The sequence below is a fragment of the Pseudomonas xanthosomatis genome, from assembly GCF_019139835.1.
GTDB classification, from domain to species: Bacteria; Pseudomonadota; Gammaproteobacteria; order Pseudomonadales; family Pseudomonadaceae; genus Aquipseudomonas; species Aquipseudomonas fakonensis.
The window spans coordinates 1,249,006-1,266,057 of sequence record NZ_CP077075.1 but is presented as its reverse complement, the minus strand read 5'-3'; the positions used below and the strand labels follow the sequence as shown (position 1 = coordinate 1,266,057).

Annotated in this window: 15 protein-coding genes; 8 read left to right on the top strand and 7 right to left on the bottom strand. The window is 65.3% G+C overall.

Annotated features, from left to right (window positions below; all coding sequences use genetic code 11):
• Positions 1-17: 17 nt before the first annotated feature.
• The 4 genes from KSS93_RS05480 to KSS93_RS05465 form a co-directional block, all read right to left on the bottom strand.
• Positions 18-1,052: an ABC transporter substrate-binding protein gene (locus tag KSS93_RS05480; protein WP_217887483.1), complete on the bottom strand. Its 1,035-nt coding sequence runs from the start codon at positions 1,050-1,052 to the stop codon at positions 18-20.
• A 40-nt stretch (positions 1,053-1,092) separates the two neighbouring features.
• The gene (locus KSS93_RS05475; protein WP_217841504.1) at positions 1,093-2,205 is read right to left on the bottom strand and encodes an ABC transporter ATP-binding protein; all 1,113 of its coding nucleotides are present in this window, start codon (positions 2,203-2,205) and stop codon (positions 1,093-1,095) included.
• Positions 2,206-2,487: 282 nt separating this feature from the next.
• The gene (locus KSS93_RS05470) at positions 2,488-3,117 is read right to left on the bottom strand and encodes a response regulator (protein ID WP_217887482.1); all 630 of its coding nucleotides are present in this window, start codon (positions 3,115-3,117) and stop codon (positions 2,488-2,490) included.
• Positions 3,114-5,516, bottom strand: coding sequence for a PAS domain-containing sensor histidine kinase (locus tag KSS93_RS05465; protein ID WP_217887481.1), 2,403 nt, complete (start codon positions 5,514-5,516; stop codon positions 3,114-3,116). The genes KSS93_RS05470 and KSS93_RS05465 overlap by 4 nt, the downstream gene beginning before the upstream one ends.
• Positions 5,517-5,611: 95 nt before the next feature.
• Here KSS93_RS05465 and KSS93_RS05460 point away from each other — a divergent pair, with 95 nt between their 5' ends.
• Entirely contained in the window at positions 5,612-6,610 is a 999-nt protein-coding gene (locus KSS93_RS05460; RefSeq protein ID WP_217887480.1) for an alpha/beta hydrolase family protein, read from the top strand.
• Positions 6,611-6,695: 85 nt separating this feature from the next.
• On the opposite strand, the gene KSS93_RS05455 is transcribed toward KSS93_RS05460, so the two are convergent.
• Genes KSS93_RS05455 through KSS93_RS05445 form a run of 3 tightly spaced genes read right to left on the bottom strand, consistent with a single transcriptional unit; the run spans position 6,696 to position 9,146 of the window.
• Positions 6,696-7,457 (bottom strand): TerB family tellurite resistance protein, encoded by a 762-nt coding sequence (locus tag KSS93_RS05455; protein WP_217887479.1) that lies wholly within the window; start codon positions 7,455-7,457, stop codon positions 6,696-6,698.
• A gap of 1 nt (position 7,458) precedes the next feature.
• Positions 7,459-8,130, bottom strand: coding sequence for an N-acetylmuramate alpha-1-phosphate uridylyltransferase MurU (gene murU, locus KSS93_RS05450; protein WP_217887478.1), 672 nt, complete (start codon positions 8,128-8,130; stop codon positions 7,459-7,461).
• Positions 8,127-9,146 (bottom strand): aminoglycoside phosphotransferase family protein, encoded by a 1,020-nt coding sequence (locus tag KSS93_RS05445; RefSeq protein WP_217887477.1) that lies wholly within the window; start codon positions 9,144-9,146, stop codon positions 8,127-8,129. Before KSS93_RS05445 ends, murU begins: the two co-directional genes overlap by 4 nt.
• A gap of 131 nt (positions 9,147-9,277) precedes the next feature.
• Between KSS93_RS05445 and KSS93_RS05440 the strand changes: the two genes are divergently transcribed.
• From KSS93_RS05440 to glpE, 7 genes are all read left to right on the top strand, one after another.
• Positions 9,278-12,088, top strand: a complete 2,811-nt coding sequence (locus tag KSS93_RS05440) for an LPS-assembly protein LptD (RefSeq protein WP_217887476.1) — start codon at positions 9,278-9,280, stop codon at positions 12,086-12,088.
• Positions 12,069-13,388, top strand: a complete 1,320-nt coding sequence (gene surA, locus KSS93_RS05435) for a peptidylprolyl isomerase SurA (RefSeq protein ID WP_217887475.1) — start codon at positions 12,069-12,071, stop codon at positions 13,386-13,388. The genes KSS93_RS05440 and surA overlap by 20 nt, the downstream gene beginning before the upstream one ends.
• Positions 13,385-14,374 carry a 4-hydroxythreonine-4-phosphate dehydrogenase PdxA gene (gene pdxA / locus KSS93_RS05430; RefSeq protein ID WP_217887474.1) on the top strand — a complete coding sequence of 330 codons (990 nt, stop codon included), beginning with the start codon at positions 13,385-13,387 and terminating at the stop codon, positions 14,372-14,374. Before surA ends, pdxA begins: the two co-directional genes overlap by 4 nt.
• Positions 14,371-15,171 (top strand): 16S rRNA (adenine(1518)-N(6)/adenine(1519)-N(6))-dimethyltransferase RsmA, encoded by an 801-nt coding sequence (gene rsmA, locus KSS93_RS05425; protein ID WP_217887473.1) that lies wholly within the window; start codon positions 14,371-14,373, stop codon positions 15,169-15,171. The genes pdxA and rsmA overlap by 4 nt, the downstream gene beginning before the upstream one ends.
• 177 nt (positions 15,172-15,348) lie before the next feature.
• On the top strand, positions 15,349-15,729 hold the full coding sequence (gene apaG / locus KSS93_RS05420; protein ID WP_217887472.1) for a Co2+/Mg2+ efflux facilitator ApaG/CorD: 381 nt from the start codon (positions 15,349-15,351) through the stop codon (positions 15,727-15,729).
• Positions 15,729-16,601, top strand: coding sequence for a symmetrical bis(5'-nucleosyl)-tetraphosphatase (locus KSS93_RS05415; protein WP_217887471.1), 873 nt, complete (start codon positions 15,729-15,731; stop codon positions 16,599-16,601). Before apaG ends, KSS93_RS05415 begins: the two co-directional genes overlap by 1 nt.
• Positions 16,598-16,927, top strand: a complete 330-nt coding sequence (gene glpE / locus KSS93_RS05410) for a thiosulfate sulfurtransferase GlpE (RefSeq protein ID WP_217887470.1) — start codon at positions 16,598-16,600, stop codon at positions 16,925-16,927. The genes KSS93_RS05415 and glpE overlap by 4 nt, the downstream gene beginning before the upstream one ends.
• The last annotated feature ends 125 nt before the right edge of the window (positions 16,928-17,052 follow it).

The window sequence follows — 17,052 nt, the reverse complement described above, 5'->3', positions numbered from 1 at the left end:
CCCCGTCTATCGGCTGGTTACTTCTTCGCCGCCCAGGCGTTGAAGCGTTGCTCCAGCTGTTCGCTGTTGTCGGCCCAGAAGGCCACGTCGATCTGCACCTGGTTGGCGATGTTCTCAGGCGTGGTCGGCATGTCCTTCTTCACCGCGTCCGCCAGCAGCGGTACCGCCTTGGAGTTGGCCGGGCCGTAGGCGATGTTCTCGGAGTAGGTCTTCTGCTGCTCGGGCTGCACGGTGTAGGCGATGAACTTCTTCGCCTCGTCGGCATTCTTGGCGCCTTTGGGGATGGCCCAGGCGTCGAAGTCGTAGATGCCGCCGTTCCACACCACCTTGAGGTTGCTCTCTTTCTGCACCGCGGCAATGCGCCCGTTGTAGGCCGAGCTCATGACCACGTCACCCGAGGCCAGGTACTGCGGCGGCTGGGCGCCGGCTTCCCACCACTGGATGCTCGGTTTGAGCTGGTCGAGCTTCTTGAACGCGCGGTCCTGGCCCTCTTTGGTGCCCAGCACCTGATACACGTCCTTCGGCGCCACGCCGTCGGCCATCAGGGCGAACTCCAGGGTGTACTTGGCGCCCTTGCGCAGGCCGCGCTTGCCCGGGAATTTCTCGGTGTCCCAGAAATCTGCCCAGCTGGTCGGTGCGGTCTTGAGTTTGTCGGCGTTGTAGGCCAGCACCGTGGACCACACGAAGAAGCCCACGCCGCATGGCTGGATGGCGCCCTTGACGTAGTCCGACTCGTTGCCGAACAGCGCAGGGTCAAGTTCTTCGAACATGCCCTCGTCGCAACCGCGGGCCAGCTCCGGCGACTCCACTTCCACCAGGTTCCAGGACACGCTGTTGGTGTCGACCATGGCTTTGACCTTGGCCATTTCGCCGTTGTACTCACCGGCGACAATCTTGCCCTTGCCGGCCTTCTCCCATGGCTCGTAGAACGCCTTCACCTGGGCCGCCTTGTTGGCACCACCGAACGACACCACGGTGAGGTCGGCGGCCAGGGCCTGCCCGGCGACGCACAGGCCGAGGGCCAGGGCGGTCAGTTTCAACTGCTTGCGCATTATTATTCTCTCCACAGTACAGGGTTGGTGAAGCAATCCATCAGTGGGCTTGTGCAATCGGATCGAGCGCGCGGGCGTGCTCCACCTCCCAGCCCAGCGGTACCACATCGCCCACGGCCAGGGCCGGGTCGAGCTCGGCAATCGGCTGTTTCACGAAAAAATCAGCCTTGCCGCAGACTTCCAGGCGCACCCGCACGTGGTCGCCCAGGTAGATGAACTCGGCCACCCGGCCAGAGAAGCGGTTTGCGCAGTTCTCGCTGTGGCCGTTCAGGCGTACCCGCTCGGGGCGAATCGACAGGGTCACCGGCTCGCCGGCCTGGCCGACGTTCACCGCCAGCGCCTCGACCCGCTCGCCACGGCCCAGTTGCACCTGGCAGCGCTTGCCGTCGCTGGCCAGCAGGGTGCCGTTGATGCGGTTGTTCTCGCCGATGAAGTTGGCGACGAAGGTGTTGCAGGGTTCTTCGTAGAGGGTGCGCGGGTCGGCGATCTGCTGGATCTCGCCCTGGTGGAACACCGCCACCCGGTCAGACATGGTCAGCGCCTCGCCCTGGTCGTGGGTCACGTACACCACGGTCACGCCCAGGCGCTGGTGGATGTGCTTGATCTCCATCTGCATGTGTTCACGCAGTTGTTTGTCCAGCGCCCCCAGCGGTTCGTCCATCAGCACCAGCTGCGGCTCGAACACCAAGGCCCGGGCCAGCGCCACGCGCTGCTGCTGGCCGCCGGACAGCTGGCCGGGGTAGCGCTTGGCGAAGGCATCCAGCTGGACCATGTTGAGCACGCGCTTGACCCGCTCGCTGATGTCGGTCTTGCTCAGGTTGCGCACGCTCAAGGGGAAGGCCAGGTTTTCGGCCACGGTCATGTGCGGGAACAGCGCGTAGTTCTGGAACACCATACCGATGTCGCGCTTGTGCGGCGGCACGTTGTTGATCGAGCGCCCGGCCAGCTGGATCTCGCCGGCGGTGGGGGTCTCGAAGCCGGCCAGCATCATCAGGCTGGTGGTCTTGCCCGAGCCGGAAGGGCCGAGCAGGGTGAGGAACTCGCCCTTACGAATGTCCAGGTTGAGGTCTTTGACGATCAGCGATTCGCCGTCGTAGCTCTTCTGCACACCACGGAAGCTGACCAGCGTCTCGTTCGAATTCGCCTCGCTCATGCCCTGCACCTTCTTGTTGGAATGACTGCGTAGGCAACAGCGTAGAAGAGCGGCGAGGGTGCGGAAATCGGCGGTGCTGAGAGAATGCCATCATCCGGGTGGAAGAGTTGCTGTAGGGCAATCCCTACACGAGTGGCGTTTTCAGACCGTACGCCCATCCCTGTGGGAGCGGGCTTGCCCGCGAAGAGGCCGGTGCAGCCACCGAGATCAGCAGGCCAGGCCCTTTCGCGGGCAAGCCCGCTCCCACAAGGGCTCGGCAGTACAGGGTCGCAACCAGAACACTCACACCAGCTTGTGCTCCATGGCGTACTTCACCAGCTCCGCCAGCGAGTTCACCTTGAGCTTCTGCATCAGCCGCGCCTTGTGGGTGCTGATGGTCTTGTTCGACAGCGCCAGCTGCAGGGCGATGTCGTTGACGTTGGCGCCTTGGGCCAGGCGCTCGAACACCGAGAATTCGCGCTCGGACAACAACGTATGCAACGGCCGGGTCTCGGTCAGGCCCACCTCGAACACCATGCGGTCGGCCAGGGCCGGGTCGATATAGCGCCCTCCCCCCGCCACCCGGCGTATGGCGGTCAGCAGCAGCGCCGGGTCGCTGTCCTTGGTGGCATAGCCCGCCGCCCCGGCCTTCAGCGCCCGTGCCGCCATCTGCGCCTCGTCGTGCATCGACAGCATCAGGATCGCCGGCGGGTTGTTCAGCGCGCGGATACGCGGGATCGCCTCCAGGCCGTTGACCCCGGGCATCGAGATATCCAGCAACACCACCTCGCAGTGCGTATGCCGCAGGGTGTCCAGCAGCTGCTCGCCATTTCCCGCCTCGCCGGCCACCTGCATGTCCTTGGCCAGGCCGATCAACTGCTTGATGCCCTCACGGACGATGGTGTGGTCTTCGGCCACCAGCACTCGAATCACGACTGTCTCTCCTGCATCAATGGAATCGCCACGCTCAGGCTGGTGCCCTCGCCCGGCTCGCTGTCCAGGGTCATGCTGCCGCCCAGCATCAATACCCGCTCCCTTACCCCCACCAGGCCGAACGATGCAGGCCGCGCGGCATCGATGGCAAAGCCTGCACCGTCGTCGATCACCGTCAGGCGCAACTGCTGCCCCTCGCGCACCAGCTCGATCTGCACGGTGTGCGCCTGGGCGTGGCGCATCACGTTGGTCAGCGCCTCCTGCAAAATACGGAACAGCCCGGTGGCCTTGGCATCGCTCAAGGGTGGCAGATTATCCGGCACCTGCACCAGGCACGGGATCTGCGTGCGCGCCTCGAAGCGCCGGGCCTGCCATTCGATGGCCGAAGCGATGCCGGCATCAAGGATCGGCGGGCGCAATGCGGTAGCCACATCGCGCACCAGCTGGAACAGCTGGGCAATCAGGCGCTTCATGCTGGCCAGGCGCTCGTTCAGCCCGGCATCCAGCTCGGCGTAGGCCAGCTCGCACATCGACACCTCGAGCTTGAGCACAGTAAGCATCTGCCCCAGCTCGTCATGCACCTCGCGGGCGATGCGCGCCTTTTCTTCCTCACGCACGCTTTCCAGGTGCGCCGACAGCTCGCGCAACTGCTCTTGTGAACCGGCCAGGGCCAGTTCGGCTTGCTTGCCCTGGGTGATGTCCCACACCACTCCGTCCCATACCACCCGGCCATCACCCAGGCGGCGGGTGGTGGCCTTGATGTCGGCCCAGCGCTGCTCGCCCTCGCGGGTAAGGATGCGGCCCTGCCACGACCAGTCCTGGTCGCCGGCCAGGGCGATATCCTGCACCCGGTGGTAATCGGCGCGGTCCTCGGGGTGCACCAGGTTGCGCAGGCCCATGTCCGGGTGCTGGATCGCCGCCGGGGCGTAACCCACCAGAGCCTCGCTGCCCTCGCTGATGTAGGGGAATTCCAGCTCGCCCTCGGCCGCGTCGCGCTCCAGGCGAAACACCAGCCCCGGCACGTTGCCGGCAATACCCTTGAGCCGCGCCTCGCTCTCGCGCAGGGCGGCCAGGGCGCGGCGGCGCTCGGTGACGTCGGTGACGAACACCACCAGGTACTCGGCGTCGCGAAAGCGCAAGAACGACAGCGAAAGGTCCACCGGCAGCAGCTCGCCGCCGGCGCTGCGCACCTGGCTTTCGAACTGCAGGTCGCCGCCCTCGCCCGAGCGGGCGCGCTTCCACAGCTCAAGCCAGCGGTCCATGCTCAGGTTCGGCTCGATATCGATCAGCGGCCGGTCGAGCAAAACGCCCTCGGCGAACCCGAGCATGCGCTCGGCGGCGTGATTGGCGTAGCGGATATGGCTGTCCCAGTTGACCCACAGAATACCCACGGTGCTCTGGTCGATGGAGAACTGGCTCAGGCGCAGCGCCTCTTCGCGGGTTTGCCGTTCGGCCAGGCTTTCGCGCGCGGCCAGCAAGCCGCGCTCAAGCCCGCGCTGCTGGCGGCGCTGCCACACCAGGGTGGCCATGGCGCAGAGCAGCAGCAGGCCGAACAGCAGCGCCAGGTTCTGCCAGAACCCGGCCGACTCGGAGAACCGCGGATATTTGGGTTGCAGCCAACGCTGGTGCATCTGTTCGAGCTGCTTGGCCGGCAACGCCTGCAAACCGCGTTCGAGCACATCGGCCAGCAGCGGCCAGTCACGGCGCGAGCCCACCCGCAGCAACTGCGGCAGGCCGATATCGCCGACCACCGCCAGGTCAGCGAATTCGTTCTCGCGGGACAACCGGCTAAGCTGCGCCTCGTCCACCACGGCAAAGCCGGCCTGCCCGCCCAGCACCAGTTGCAGCGCCTCACGCTCGTTGGGCACGCCCTGCAGGTTGAGGTTGGCATAGTTACCGCGCAAGTAGTCGGCCAGGCGCGACGGCATGCGCACCGCCACCCGGTCGTTGACACCGAGTTTTTCCAGCTCCACCGCCACCGCGCCGCTGCGCATGCCCACCACCAGTTGCGGCACGCGCATGTAGGGGTCGCTGAACAGCCAGTTGCGCAGGCTGGCCGGGGTCTGGGTCAGGCCCGGGGCAAAATCGATCTCGCCGGCCAGCAAGGCATGCTCCAGCGCCGCCTCGTCGTTGAAGCCGCGCCAGGTCAGGTCAAGCTTGAGGTTTTGCGCCAGGGCGCTGACCAGCTCGACATTCGCCCCGTAGAACTGCTGCAGGCGCCGGTCGAACTGGGCGTAGGGTGCCTGCAGCACCAGCCCCACGCGCAGGCTGCGGTGTGCATCCAGCCACTGCTGCTGCGCAGGCTCCAGCACAACCGCCACCGGCATGCCCGGCCCGGCCAGGGCAATCAAGGGCAGACACAACCAGCCGATAACCCACAGGCAACGCACTCGCTTCATCTATACCCTCGTCTTGGCAAGGATGGCCGCACAACATGGCCGTCGCGGACAAATACTATTAGGCTGCCGGTATCTCTATGGCCCTGGACCGATCCATGTTCACACTTTATCGCACGAAGCTGGCAATGATCTGCCTCGCCTCGCTCCTGCCGCTGGCCGCCCAGGCAGCCGACGCAGAAAAAACCGAGCCCGCGCCCGAAGCCGCCGCCCCGGCCCCGCGTGCGCCGCTGGCCGAACGCAGTGCCGACGATGCCTTGGCGCTGGAGCGCCGGGTGCCCAAGGCCGAACAGCAAATGCTGCAGGCCGATGGCGAAAGCTTTCTGGCGCTGTGGAAACCGGCCAACGACAGCGACCCCAAGGGCGCGATCATCATTGTGCCGGGTGCCGGCGAGAACGCCGACTGGCCGAACACCGTCGGGCCGCTGCGCCGCGGCTTCCCCGATGTCGGCTGGCACACCCTGAGCGTCAGCCTGCCGGACTTGCTGGCCGAACGCCCCCAGGCGCGGGTAGAAGCCAAGCCCGCAGCGGAGCCTGCAGCACCCAAGGGTGAATCGGCCCCGGCCAAGGATACCCCGGCAGATGCCAACGCCAACGTCGCCCAGGCCACCGCCCCCGAGGCCGACACTGCCGAAAGCACCGACGCGGTGGAGGCCGACGAACACAACGACGAGAGCGACGCCGAGCGCATCTTCGCCCGACTGGATGCCGCCGTGGCCTACGCCCAGCAGCAAAAAGCGCGCAGCATCGTGCTGCTGGGCAATGGCAGCGGTGCCTACTGGGCGGCGCGCTACCTCAGCGAGAAGCAGCCACCGCAAGTGCAAAAGCTGGTGATGGTGGCCGCGCAAACCCCGGCCCGGGTCGAGCATGACCTGCTGAGCCTGACCCCGACCCTGAAAGTGCCGGCTGCCGACATCTATTACGCCACCCGCACCCAGGACCGCCTGGCAGCGCAAGAACGCCTGCAAGCCAGCAAACGGCAGAAGGACAACCAGTACCGCCAGCTGTCGCTGATCGCCATGCCGGGCAACAAGGCTGCCGAACAAGAGCAGTTGCTGCGCCGGGTGCGTGGCTGGTTGTCACCGCAGGAAGAGTAAAGCCCACCTGAACCCAAGGCCTGCACTGAACCCTGTAAGAGCCGGCTTGCCGGCTCCTACAGGTAGCGCGCAGGGTTCTAGCATTTCAGAAACCCCGGCGCTTGCGGATCATGGCATAGGCCTGGTGCAGGTCGCGGGTCAGCTCGGTGGCCTCACGCACCTGCGCCTCGCTGGCGCCGTTGCCCACCAGTTTGTCAGGGTGATGGCGGCTGACCAGCCGGCGATAAGCCTGCTTGACCTGGTCGCCCGCAGTATCCGGCTCCACCCCCAGCAAGCGCAGCGCAGCGGCATAGGTCATGCTGCCCTGGACCGCCGCCTTGCGCGGCTCATACTCCAGCGACAACGCGTGCACCTGGTTGCGGCTCAGCCCCAGCAGCTCGCCCCAGCCCATCAACAAGTCACGTTCATGGCGCCCGGCCTTGCCGTCGGCCCAGACCATGCGCCAGCAGGCGCGCAAGGTGCCCTCGGCGGCATGCGGCTGCAGGCGGATCCGCCGCAGGTGGGCTTTGAGCCGGTCCTTGCCTGCCTTGCCACGGTTGAAGGCGGCAATCGCCCGCAGGCGCGCCGGCTCAGTCAGGTCAAGGCGGGTCATCTCCTGGCGCGCCTGCTGGATATGCCCGTCCAGCACCCGGCCATCGCTCTTGGCCAGGCGCCCCAGCAGCACGAACAGCAACTCATCGTCACGCAGCGCCGGGCGCCCGCCCAGGCGCTCGCGCATATCATCCCACCCCTGCAGGCGCAGGCGCCGATCCATGGCCTGGCCCAGCAGCGCCCCGAGCAAAGCCCCGGGGATGCTGGCCACGACAAACCCGGCCCCGGCACCAATCAATGTGCTCGGCCACCACATATCAGGCGCGCCCGGCAATCAGGCGTTCGACATCCGCCAGCCGCTCGAGGGTGCCGACATCGACCCACAGGCCGCTGTGGCGCTCGCCGCTCACCCGGCCTTCGACCATGGCCCGGCGCAGCAACGGCGCCAGCTTGAAGGCACCAGGCTGGCAGCCTTCGAACAACGCCGGGTGCAGTACCGAAATGCCGCTGAAGGTCAGGGTGCCAGGGGCGTCGTCACCGTCCACCACCTGCCCGTCCAGCAGGCGGAAGTCGCCCCAGCCGTGGTGCCCGGGGTTGTCCACCAGCACCAGGTGCGCCAGGCCGCCCAGTGGTGCACGCAGCCCGGCAAAGTCGTAGTCGGTCCAGATGTCGCCGTTGACCAGCAGGAACGGCTCATCCCCCAGCAGCGCCAGCGCCTTGAAGATGCCGCCGCCGGTTTCCAACGGCTCGCCCTCCGGCGAGTAGCGGATGCTCAGGCCGAAGCGCTGACCATCGCCCAGGTGGGCCTCGATCTGCTCGCCCAGCCAGGCATGGTTGATCACCACCTCGGTGAAACCGGCCCGGGCCAGCGCCTCCAGGTGGTACTCGATCAGTGGTTTGCCGGCGGCTTGCACCAGCGGCTTGGGGGTATGCAGGGTAAGCGGGCGCATGCGCTCGCCCTTGCCTGCCGCCAGAATCATCGCCTTCATCGGCGCGCCCCGGCCTGCAGTTCGGCAATCAGCTGGCCCAGCTCGGCCAGCTCCGGCCGGCGGCTGATCACTTCTTCTATATAAGAGAAGAACCGCGGCACATCGGCCAGGTAGCGCGGCTTGCCGTCGCGGTGGCAAATACGGGCGAAAATGCCGATCACTTTCAGGTGGCGCTGCACGCCCATCAGGTCGCTGGCACGCTGGAAGGCCTCGAAGTCGGCCTGCACCGGGATGCCGGCAGCCTGTGCCTTGTGCCAATAGTCACGCAGCCAGCCCTCGACCCGCGCCTGCGGCCAACTGACGAAGGCGTCCTTGAACAGGCAGGTGATGTCGTAGGTCACCGGGCCATAGACCGCATCCTGGAAGTCCAGCACGCCGGGGTTGGGTGTGCTCTGCATCAGGTTGCGCGGCATGTAGTCGCGGTGCACCAGCACTTTGGGCTGGGCCAGGGCGCTGTCGATCAGCAACTGGCTGACTCGTTGCCAGGTTGCTTTTTGCGTGTCGTTGAGTTGCAGGCCCAGCTCGCGGCCCACGTACCACTGCGGGAACAGCTCGACTTCGCGGCGCAGCAGGGCATCGTCATAGCTGGGCAGCACAGCGTCCATCGGCAGGCGCTGAAGCTTCAGCAACGCCTCTATGGCATCGGCGAACAGGCTGTCGGCGTTGTCGGCAGTAATGATGTCCAGATACGTCTGGCGACCCAGGTCACCCAGCAGCAGAAAGCCTCGTTCAAGGTCCTGGGCGAGCACCTGCGGCACATGCACAGCGGCACTGGCCAGCAAATGGTCGATGGCGACGAACGGGGCGCAGTTTTCCTGCGGTGGCGGTGCATCCATGATCACGAAGCTGTGGCCGGCGCCCTCCCAGCGGAAGTAACGGCGGAAACTGGCATCGCTGCTGGCCGCGGCAAGCGTGCCCTCGGGCACGTCACCCCAGCCGTTGTTGCGGAACAGGTTGGCCAGCTGCTGGTCCAGCCAGGCGCTCAGTTGTTGCAGGCGTACATCGTGGTCGGGCATTACAAGGGTCTCCGACGGCCCTAGCCGTCAAGCGGGTCATGCTTTATTATCCAGCATCTTTTTCAGACCATCGAGAGGCGTGCGGCCCCCACACGCGGGCAGATGGCACGCAGGAAGCCCGGACTAATAAGATGGCATTGAAATCCCCCGCGTTTCGTAGAAAGTTTCCGTTGCTGGTGACTGGCAGTCTGCTGGCATTGCAGCCTCTGGCCTCGTCGTATGTGATGGCAGCCGAGCAGTTCGACTGCCAAGTGTCCGCCGCCGGTGGCTGGGACTGCAAGCCCAAGACCACCAACAACCTGCCGCCACGCCCGGTGCACCCAGGTGCAGCCGCTGCCAGCGCCGATGCGCCGGTAGCCGGTGGCGAGGTCGCCGAAGCCCAGGCCGACAAGCCTGTGCAGGTCACCGAGAGCAAGGGCCGTGGCCTGAAGTCGCGCAGCGAAGACTACAGCCACCTCGACTGGGTCCCGCGTGACAAGCTCACCCCTGCGCAACTGGCCGAAACCGGCCCGTACTGCGGTGGCGCCTACATCGAGCCTGTCCGCCCGGGCATGAACGACTCCACGCCCAAGGACGAGTCGCCGACCTACATCAACGCCAAGGTGTCCAAGTACCAGCAGGAGCAGCAAATTGCCACGCTCGCCGGTAACGTGGTCATGCGCCAGGGCAGCATGCAGGCCGAAGCCGACGAGGCCAACCTGTACCAGACCGAAAACCGCGGCGAGCTCAAGGGCAACGTCAAGATCCGCGACAACGGCACCCTGGTAGTCGGCGACGAAGCGCAGATCCAGCTCGACACCGGCGAAGCCCGGGTCGACAACGCCGAATACGTGATGCACAAGTCGCACATCCGCGGCAACGCGCTGTACGCCAAGCGCGCCGAGAACGCCATCATCCGCCTCAAGGACGGTACCTATACCACCTGTGAGCCGGGCAGCAACGCATGGCAGCTCAAGGGCAACAACATCACCCTGAACCCGGCCACCGGTTTCGGTACCGCGACCAACGTCACCCTGCGGGTCAAGGATATTCCGGTGCTGTACACACCGTATATCTACTTCCCGATCGACGACCGTCGCCAGTCCGGTTTCCTGCCGCCGTCGTTCAGCACCGGCGGCGACTCCGGCTTCACGCTGGTCACGCCCTACTACTTCAACCTGGCGCCTAACTACGACGCCACGTTGTACCCGCGCTACATGAGCAAGCGCGGCCTGCTGATGGAAGGTGAGTTCCGCTACCTGACCAAGTCCAGCGAAGGCCAGTTCGGCGGTGCGTTCCTCAACGACGAGAACGACGACCGCAAGGACCAGACCGACTACCAGAAAGATCGCTGGATGATCAACTGGCAGCACAAAGGCGGCCTGGACGAGCGCCTGATGACCGAGGTGAACTACACCGACATCAGCGACCCGTTCTACTTCCAGGACCTGGAGTCCGACCAGATCGGCGTTCAGAGCAAGGATGTGGTCGACCAGCAAGGCGCGCTGACCTACCGTGGCGACACCTACACCGCCCGCCTGAACGCGCATGCCTATGAAATGGCCACGCTGTCGCAGATCACGCCGTACGATCGCCTGCCTCAGGTCACCTTGAACGGCATGCTGCCGTTCCATCCAAGCGGCTTCGACCTGAGCTACGAAACCGAAGCCGTGCGCTTCGAACGTGACCTCAAGCACGGCCCGGTATTCAACGAGGACGGCGAGCTGGACACCACAGCCGGTCTCGACGGCCGCCGCCTTGACCAGAACATCGCCGGCATCGCCCGGGCCAACGGCACGCGCCTGAACCTGGCACCTGCCATCAGTCTGCCGATGGAAGCCAGCTACGGCTATATCACGCCGAAGCTCAAGTACGTCTACACCAACTACAACCTCGACCTGGACAGCCAAGGTCGGGCACAGGCGGCGGCCCTCGCGTCGCAACCTGGCTACGGCAGCTACAGCAGCTCGATCAACCGCGACATCCCGATCTTCAGCGTCGACAGCGGCCTGTACTTCGATCGCAACACCCAGCTGTTCGGCAAGGACTACCGCCAGACCCTCGAACCGCGCCTGTTCTACCTCTACGTCCCGAACAAGGACCAGTCGGACATCCCGCTGTTCGACACCAGCGAGACCTTGTTCAACTACAGCTCGCTGTTCCGCGACAACCGCTTCTCCGGGACCGACCGCATCGGTGACGAGAACAAGCTGTCGCTGGGCGTGACCAGCCGCTGGATCGAGCCCGACGGCTTCCAGCGTCAGCGTTTCAGCATCGGCCAGGCCTACTACTTCGAAGACCGCAAGGTCCAGCTGCCGGGCATCGACTACCGCACCCGCAGGGACAGCCAGTCCAGCGCGTCACCTTATGCACTGGAGTACGAATACGCCTTCAACCGCGACTGGCGCTTCAACTCGGACTTCAACTGGGACCAGGACAGCAGCAGCACCCGTTCGGCCAGTGCAATGTTCCACTACCAGCCTGAGGACAATCCGAACAAGATCGTCAACCTCGGCTACCGCTACCGCAACGACACCATCAACTACGACTCGGTTACCGGTACGTGGAAAGTGGGTGGCGGCGACTACGGCACCCCGGGTGATGCGAACTACATCAAGGATTACTACAAGATCCAGCAGCATGACTTCTCGGTCATCTGGCCGATCGTTCCCCAGTGGAACGCCATCGCGCGCTGGCAGCACGACTACAACCGCAACCGCACCCTGGAAGCCTTCGGTGGCTTCGAGTACGACAGCTGCTGCTGGAAACTGCGTCTGATCAACCGTTACTGGGTCGACTACGACGACTTCAGCCAGGCCACCCCGGCAAACGAGAAGGGCGACCATGGCGTCTTCCTGCAAATCGTGCTCAAGGGCCTCGGCGGCGTCATGGGCAACAAGGTCGAGTCGTTCCTGGACCAAGGCATTCAAGGTTATCGTACACGTGAAGACCAAGCTTATTGATCGACTGCGCCCGGTGTTGCTGGGCGCTGTAATGCTGAGCGGCGCGGTGCATGCCGCCCCGCAACCCCTTGACCGCGTGGTGGCCATCGTCGACAACGACGTGGTCATGCAAAGCCAGTTGGACCAGCGCGTGCGCGAAGTGCAGCAGACCATCGCCAAGCGCGGTGGTGGTGTGCCGCCCTCCGGCGCCCTGGAACAACAGGTGCTGGAGCGCCTGATCGTCGAGAACCTGCAGTTGCAGATCGGCGAGCGCTCCGGCATTCGCATCACCGACGAAGAGTTGAACCAGGCCATCAGCACCATTGCCCAGCGCAACGGCATGTCGCTGGAGCAGTTCCGCGCCGCACTGGCCCACGACGGGCTGTCGTTCGACGACGCCCGCGAGCAGGTCAAGCGCGAGATGATCATCAGCCGCGTGCGTCAGCGCCGCGTGGCCGAGCGCATCCAGGTGTCCGAGCAGGAAGTGAAGAACTTCCTCAACTCGGACTTGGGCAAGATGCAGATGTCGGAAGAGTACCGCCTCGCCAACATCCTCATCCCCACCCCGGAAGCTGCCAACTCCGAAGACATCCAGAAAGCTGCGCGCAAGGTCGGTGACGTCTACCAGCAACTGCGCCAGGGTGCCGACTTCGGCCAGCTGGCAATCGCCAACTCGGCCAGTGAAAACGCCCTGGAAGGCGGCGAGATGGGCTGGCGCAAGGCCGGCCAGCTGCCACCTGACTTCGCCAAGATGCTCAGCAGCATGGCCATCGGCGACATCACCCAGCCAATCCGCATCCCCAACGGCTTCATCATCCTCAAGCTGGAAGAGAAGCGTGGTGGCAGCGAAAGCGTGCTGCGTGACGAAGTGCATGTGCGCCACATCCTGATCAAGCCAAGCGAGATCCGCAACGAAGCCGCCACCAAGCAATTGGCCGAGCGTATCTACGAGCGTATCGAGAACGGCGAAGACTTCGCAGAACTTGCGAAGAGCTTCTCGGAAGACCCGGGCTCGGCACTCAACGGTGGCGACCTCAACTGGGTCGACCCGAACAGCCTGGTGCCGGAGTTCCGCGAGCAGATGGCCAATGCCCAGCAAGGCGTCGTGACCAAGCCGTTCCAGACCCAATACGGCTGGCACGTACTGGAAGTACTGGGCCGCCGCGCCACCGACAGCACCGAGCAGGCCCGTGAGCAGCAGGCCATGGGCGTGTTGCGCAACCGCAAGTACGACGAAGAGCTGCAGACCTGGCTGCGCCAGATCCGCGACGAAGCCTACGTTGAAATCAAGCTGCCTGGCGCTGACCAGGCCGCCCAGTGAAGCCCCTGCGCTTCGCCGTTACTCCCGGCGAACCGGCCGGCATAGGCCCCGACCTGTGCCTGCTGCTCGCCGCCGAGGCCCAGCCCCACCCCCTGATCGCCATCACCAGCCGTGACCTGCTCGCCGAGCGGGCCACGCAGCTGGGGCTGGCCGTCAGCCTGCTGCCGGTTGCCCCCGGCCAGTTCCCCGACCAGCCTGCGCCTGCGGGCAGCTTGTACGTGTGGGACACAGCACTGGCCAAACCGGTAACCGCCGGTCAGCTGGACAACGCCAACGCCGCGTTCGTCCTCGAGACCCTCACTCGCGCCGGCAACGGCTGCCTGAACGGCGATTTCGCCGGGATGATCACAGCGCCGGTGCACAAGGGCGTGATCAACGAGAGCGGTATCGCCTTCTCCGGGCATACCGAATTCCTCGCCGACCTCACCCACACCCAGCAGGTGGTAATGATGCTGGCCACCCATGGCCTGCGCGTGGCCCTGGTCACCACCCACCTGCCCCTGCGTGATATCGCCGACGCCATCACCCCTGAGCGCCTGGAACGGGTCACCCGCATCCTGCACGCAGACATGCGCGACAAGTTCGGTATCGCCAACCCACGCATCCTGGTCTGCGGGCTCAACCCCCACGCCGGAGAAGGCGGCCACCTGGGCCGCGAAGAAATCGACATCATCGAGCCTGCGCTTGAGCGTCTGCGCGCCGAAGGCATGGACCTGCGCGGCCCGCTGCCGGCCGATACCCTGTTTACCCCCAAATATCTGGAGCACTGCGACGCGGTGCTGGCGATGTACCACGACCAGGGCCTGCCGGTACTCAAGTACAAAGGCTTCGGCGCTGCGGTCAACGTGACGCTGGGCCTGCCGATCATCCGCACCTCGGTCGACCACGGCACCGCCCTGGACCTGGCCGGCAGCGGCAAGGTCGACACCGGCAGCCTGCGCGTCGCCCTGAACACCGCCTACCAGATGGCCGAGAACCGACCATGAACGAGCAATACCAACACCGGGCGCGCAAGCGCTTCGGCCAGAACTTCCTGCACGATGCAGGGATCATCGACCGCATTCTGCGGGCGATCAACGCCAAGGCCGGCGAACACCTGCTGGAAATCGGCCCGGGCCAGGGCGCCCTGACCGAGGGCCTGCTGGGCAGCGGCGCACAGCTGGACGTGGTGGAGCTGGACAAGGACCTGGTGCCGATCCTGCAACACAAGTTCGCCGGCCGTGACAACTTCCGCCTGCACCAGGGCGATGCCCTGAAGTTCGACTTCAACCAGCTGGGCGTGCCTGAGCGCAGCCTCAAGGTGGTCGGCAACCTGCCCTACAATATCTCCACGCCGCTGATCTTCCACCTGCTCGATCACGCCCACCTGATCCGCGACATGCACTTCATGCTGCAAAAGGAAGTGGTCGAGCGCATGGCCGCAGGCCCGGGCGGCGGCGACTGGGGACGGCTGTCGATCATGGTGCAGTACCACTGCCGTGTGGAGCACCTGTTCAACGTCGGGCCTGGTGCCTTCAACCCGCCACCGAAGGTCGACTCGGCCATCGTGCGCCTGGTGCCCCACGAAGTGCTGCCGCACCCGGCGAAAAACCCGAAACTGCTGGAGCACGTGGTCCGCGAAGCTTTCAACCAGCGCCGCAAGACGCTGCGCAACACGCTCAAGGGCGTGCTCGACAGCCAGGCCATCGAAGCCGCCGGCGTCGACGGCAGCCTGCGCCCCGAGCAGCTCGACCTGGCCGCATTCGTGCGCCTGGCCGACAAGCTGGCCGAACAGCAGCAGTAAAAGCCATCGCCGGCAAGCCAGCTCCTACAGAAACTCATGCAATCCCTGTAGGAGCGGGCTTGCCCGCGAAGAGGCCGGCAAACTGACAACACTCATCACCCTCCCCCTACACCGCTGGCCCTCCCCCCTCCCAATGGCCTAGACTGCGTTATTGCGTAAGTTCCCCAAGGCCCTTGCATGTCCGACCCCCGCTACCAGATCGACGTCAGCGTCGTGACCCGCTACCTCAAAGACCAATCCGACCCCGAAAGCAATCGTTTCGCCTTCGCGTACACCATCACCGTGCAGAACAACGGCACGGTCACCGCCAAGCTGATGTCCCGCCACTGGCTGATCACCAACGGTGACGGCGAGGTCGAAGAAGTGCGCGGCGCCGGGGTGATCGGCCAGCAACCGCTGATCGAGCCTGGCCAAAGCCACACCTACAGCAGCGGCGCAGTGATCGGCACCCGGGTCGGCACCATGCAGGGCAGCTACCAGATGTTCGCCGAAGACGGCAAACGCTTCGACGCGAAGGTCGCCCCGTTCCGCCTTGCTGTACCCGGGGCGCTGCACTGATGGCCACTTACGCGGTCGGTGACCTGCAGGGCTGCCTGCAGCCGCTCAAATGCCTGCTCGAACGCGTGCGCTTCGACCCGGCCGTCGACCGCCTGTGGCTGGTGGGCGATCTGGTCAACCGTGGCCCCGAGTCACTGGAAACCCTGCGCTACCTGTATTCGATCCGCCACGCGCTGGTCTGCGTGCTGGGCAACCACGACCTGCACCTGCTGGCCGCCTGGCACAACGTCGAGCGCCTGAAAAAAAGCGACACCCTGCGCGAGATCATCGAAGCCCCCGACGCCGACCGCCTGTTCGACTGGCTGCGCCATCAAAAGCTGCTGCACTACGACGAAGCCCGCGGCATCGCCATGGCCCACGCCGGCATCCCGCCGCAGTGGACCCTGGGCCGGGCCCTGGAGCTGGCGGCTGAGGTCGAGCAGGTGCTGCGCGACGACAACCGCCTGCAGCCTTACCTCGATGGCATGTACGGCAACGAGCCGAACAAGTGGAGCAAGGACCTCGCCGGCATCGAGCGCCTGCGGGTGATCACCAACTACTTCACCCGCATGCGCTTCTGCACCGCCACCGGCAAGCTCGACCTCAAGAGCAAAGAGGGCCTGGACAGCGCACCGAAAGGCTACAAACCCTGGTTCGACCACCCCGAGCGCCGCTCACGCCACGTGAAGATCATCTTCGGCCACTGGGCTGCCCTTGAAGGCCGCGTTGACGTACCCGGCGTGATCGCCCTCGACACCGGCTGCGTGTGGGGCGGCGCCATGACCCTGTACAACGTCGACAGCGGCGAATACCACCGCTGTGACTGCACCCGCGAAGGCACCCCGCGCCCGCCGGCTGCCCCCTCGATCAGTTCTGAAGGAACCACCCCATGAGCGAATTCAAGCGCATCCCCCCTGAACAGGCCCTGGCCCTGCGCGCTCAAGGCGCCGTCGTGGTCGACATCCGCGACTCGCAGGCTTTCGCCGCCGGCCACATCACCGGTGCCCGGCATCTGGACAACCACTCGGTGGCCGATTTCATCCGCAACGCCGACCTCGATGCCCCGACGCTGGTGGTCTGCTACCACGGCAATTCCAGCCAGAGCGCCGCCGCCTACCTGGCCGGCCAGGGCTTCTCCGACGTCTACAGCGTGGACGGCGGCTTCGAGCTGTGGCGCGCCACCTACCCGGGCGAAACCGCCCAGGGCAGCGCCGAGTAATTTTTTCATTTTTACTGCAGCCCGCATTCCCTGCGGGCTCGCGCCTGACCTGACGAACGGTCGCAGGCGTCTTCTTGGCTCCCCGCCCTTGACCTTGCCCAGAACCAACTACTCTTAAGCACAGG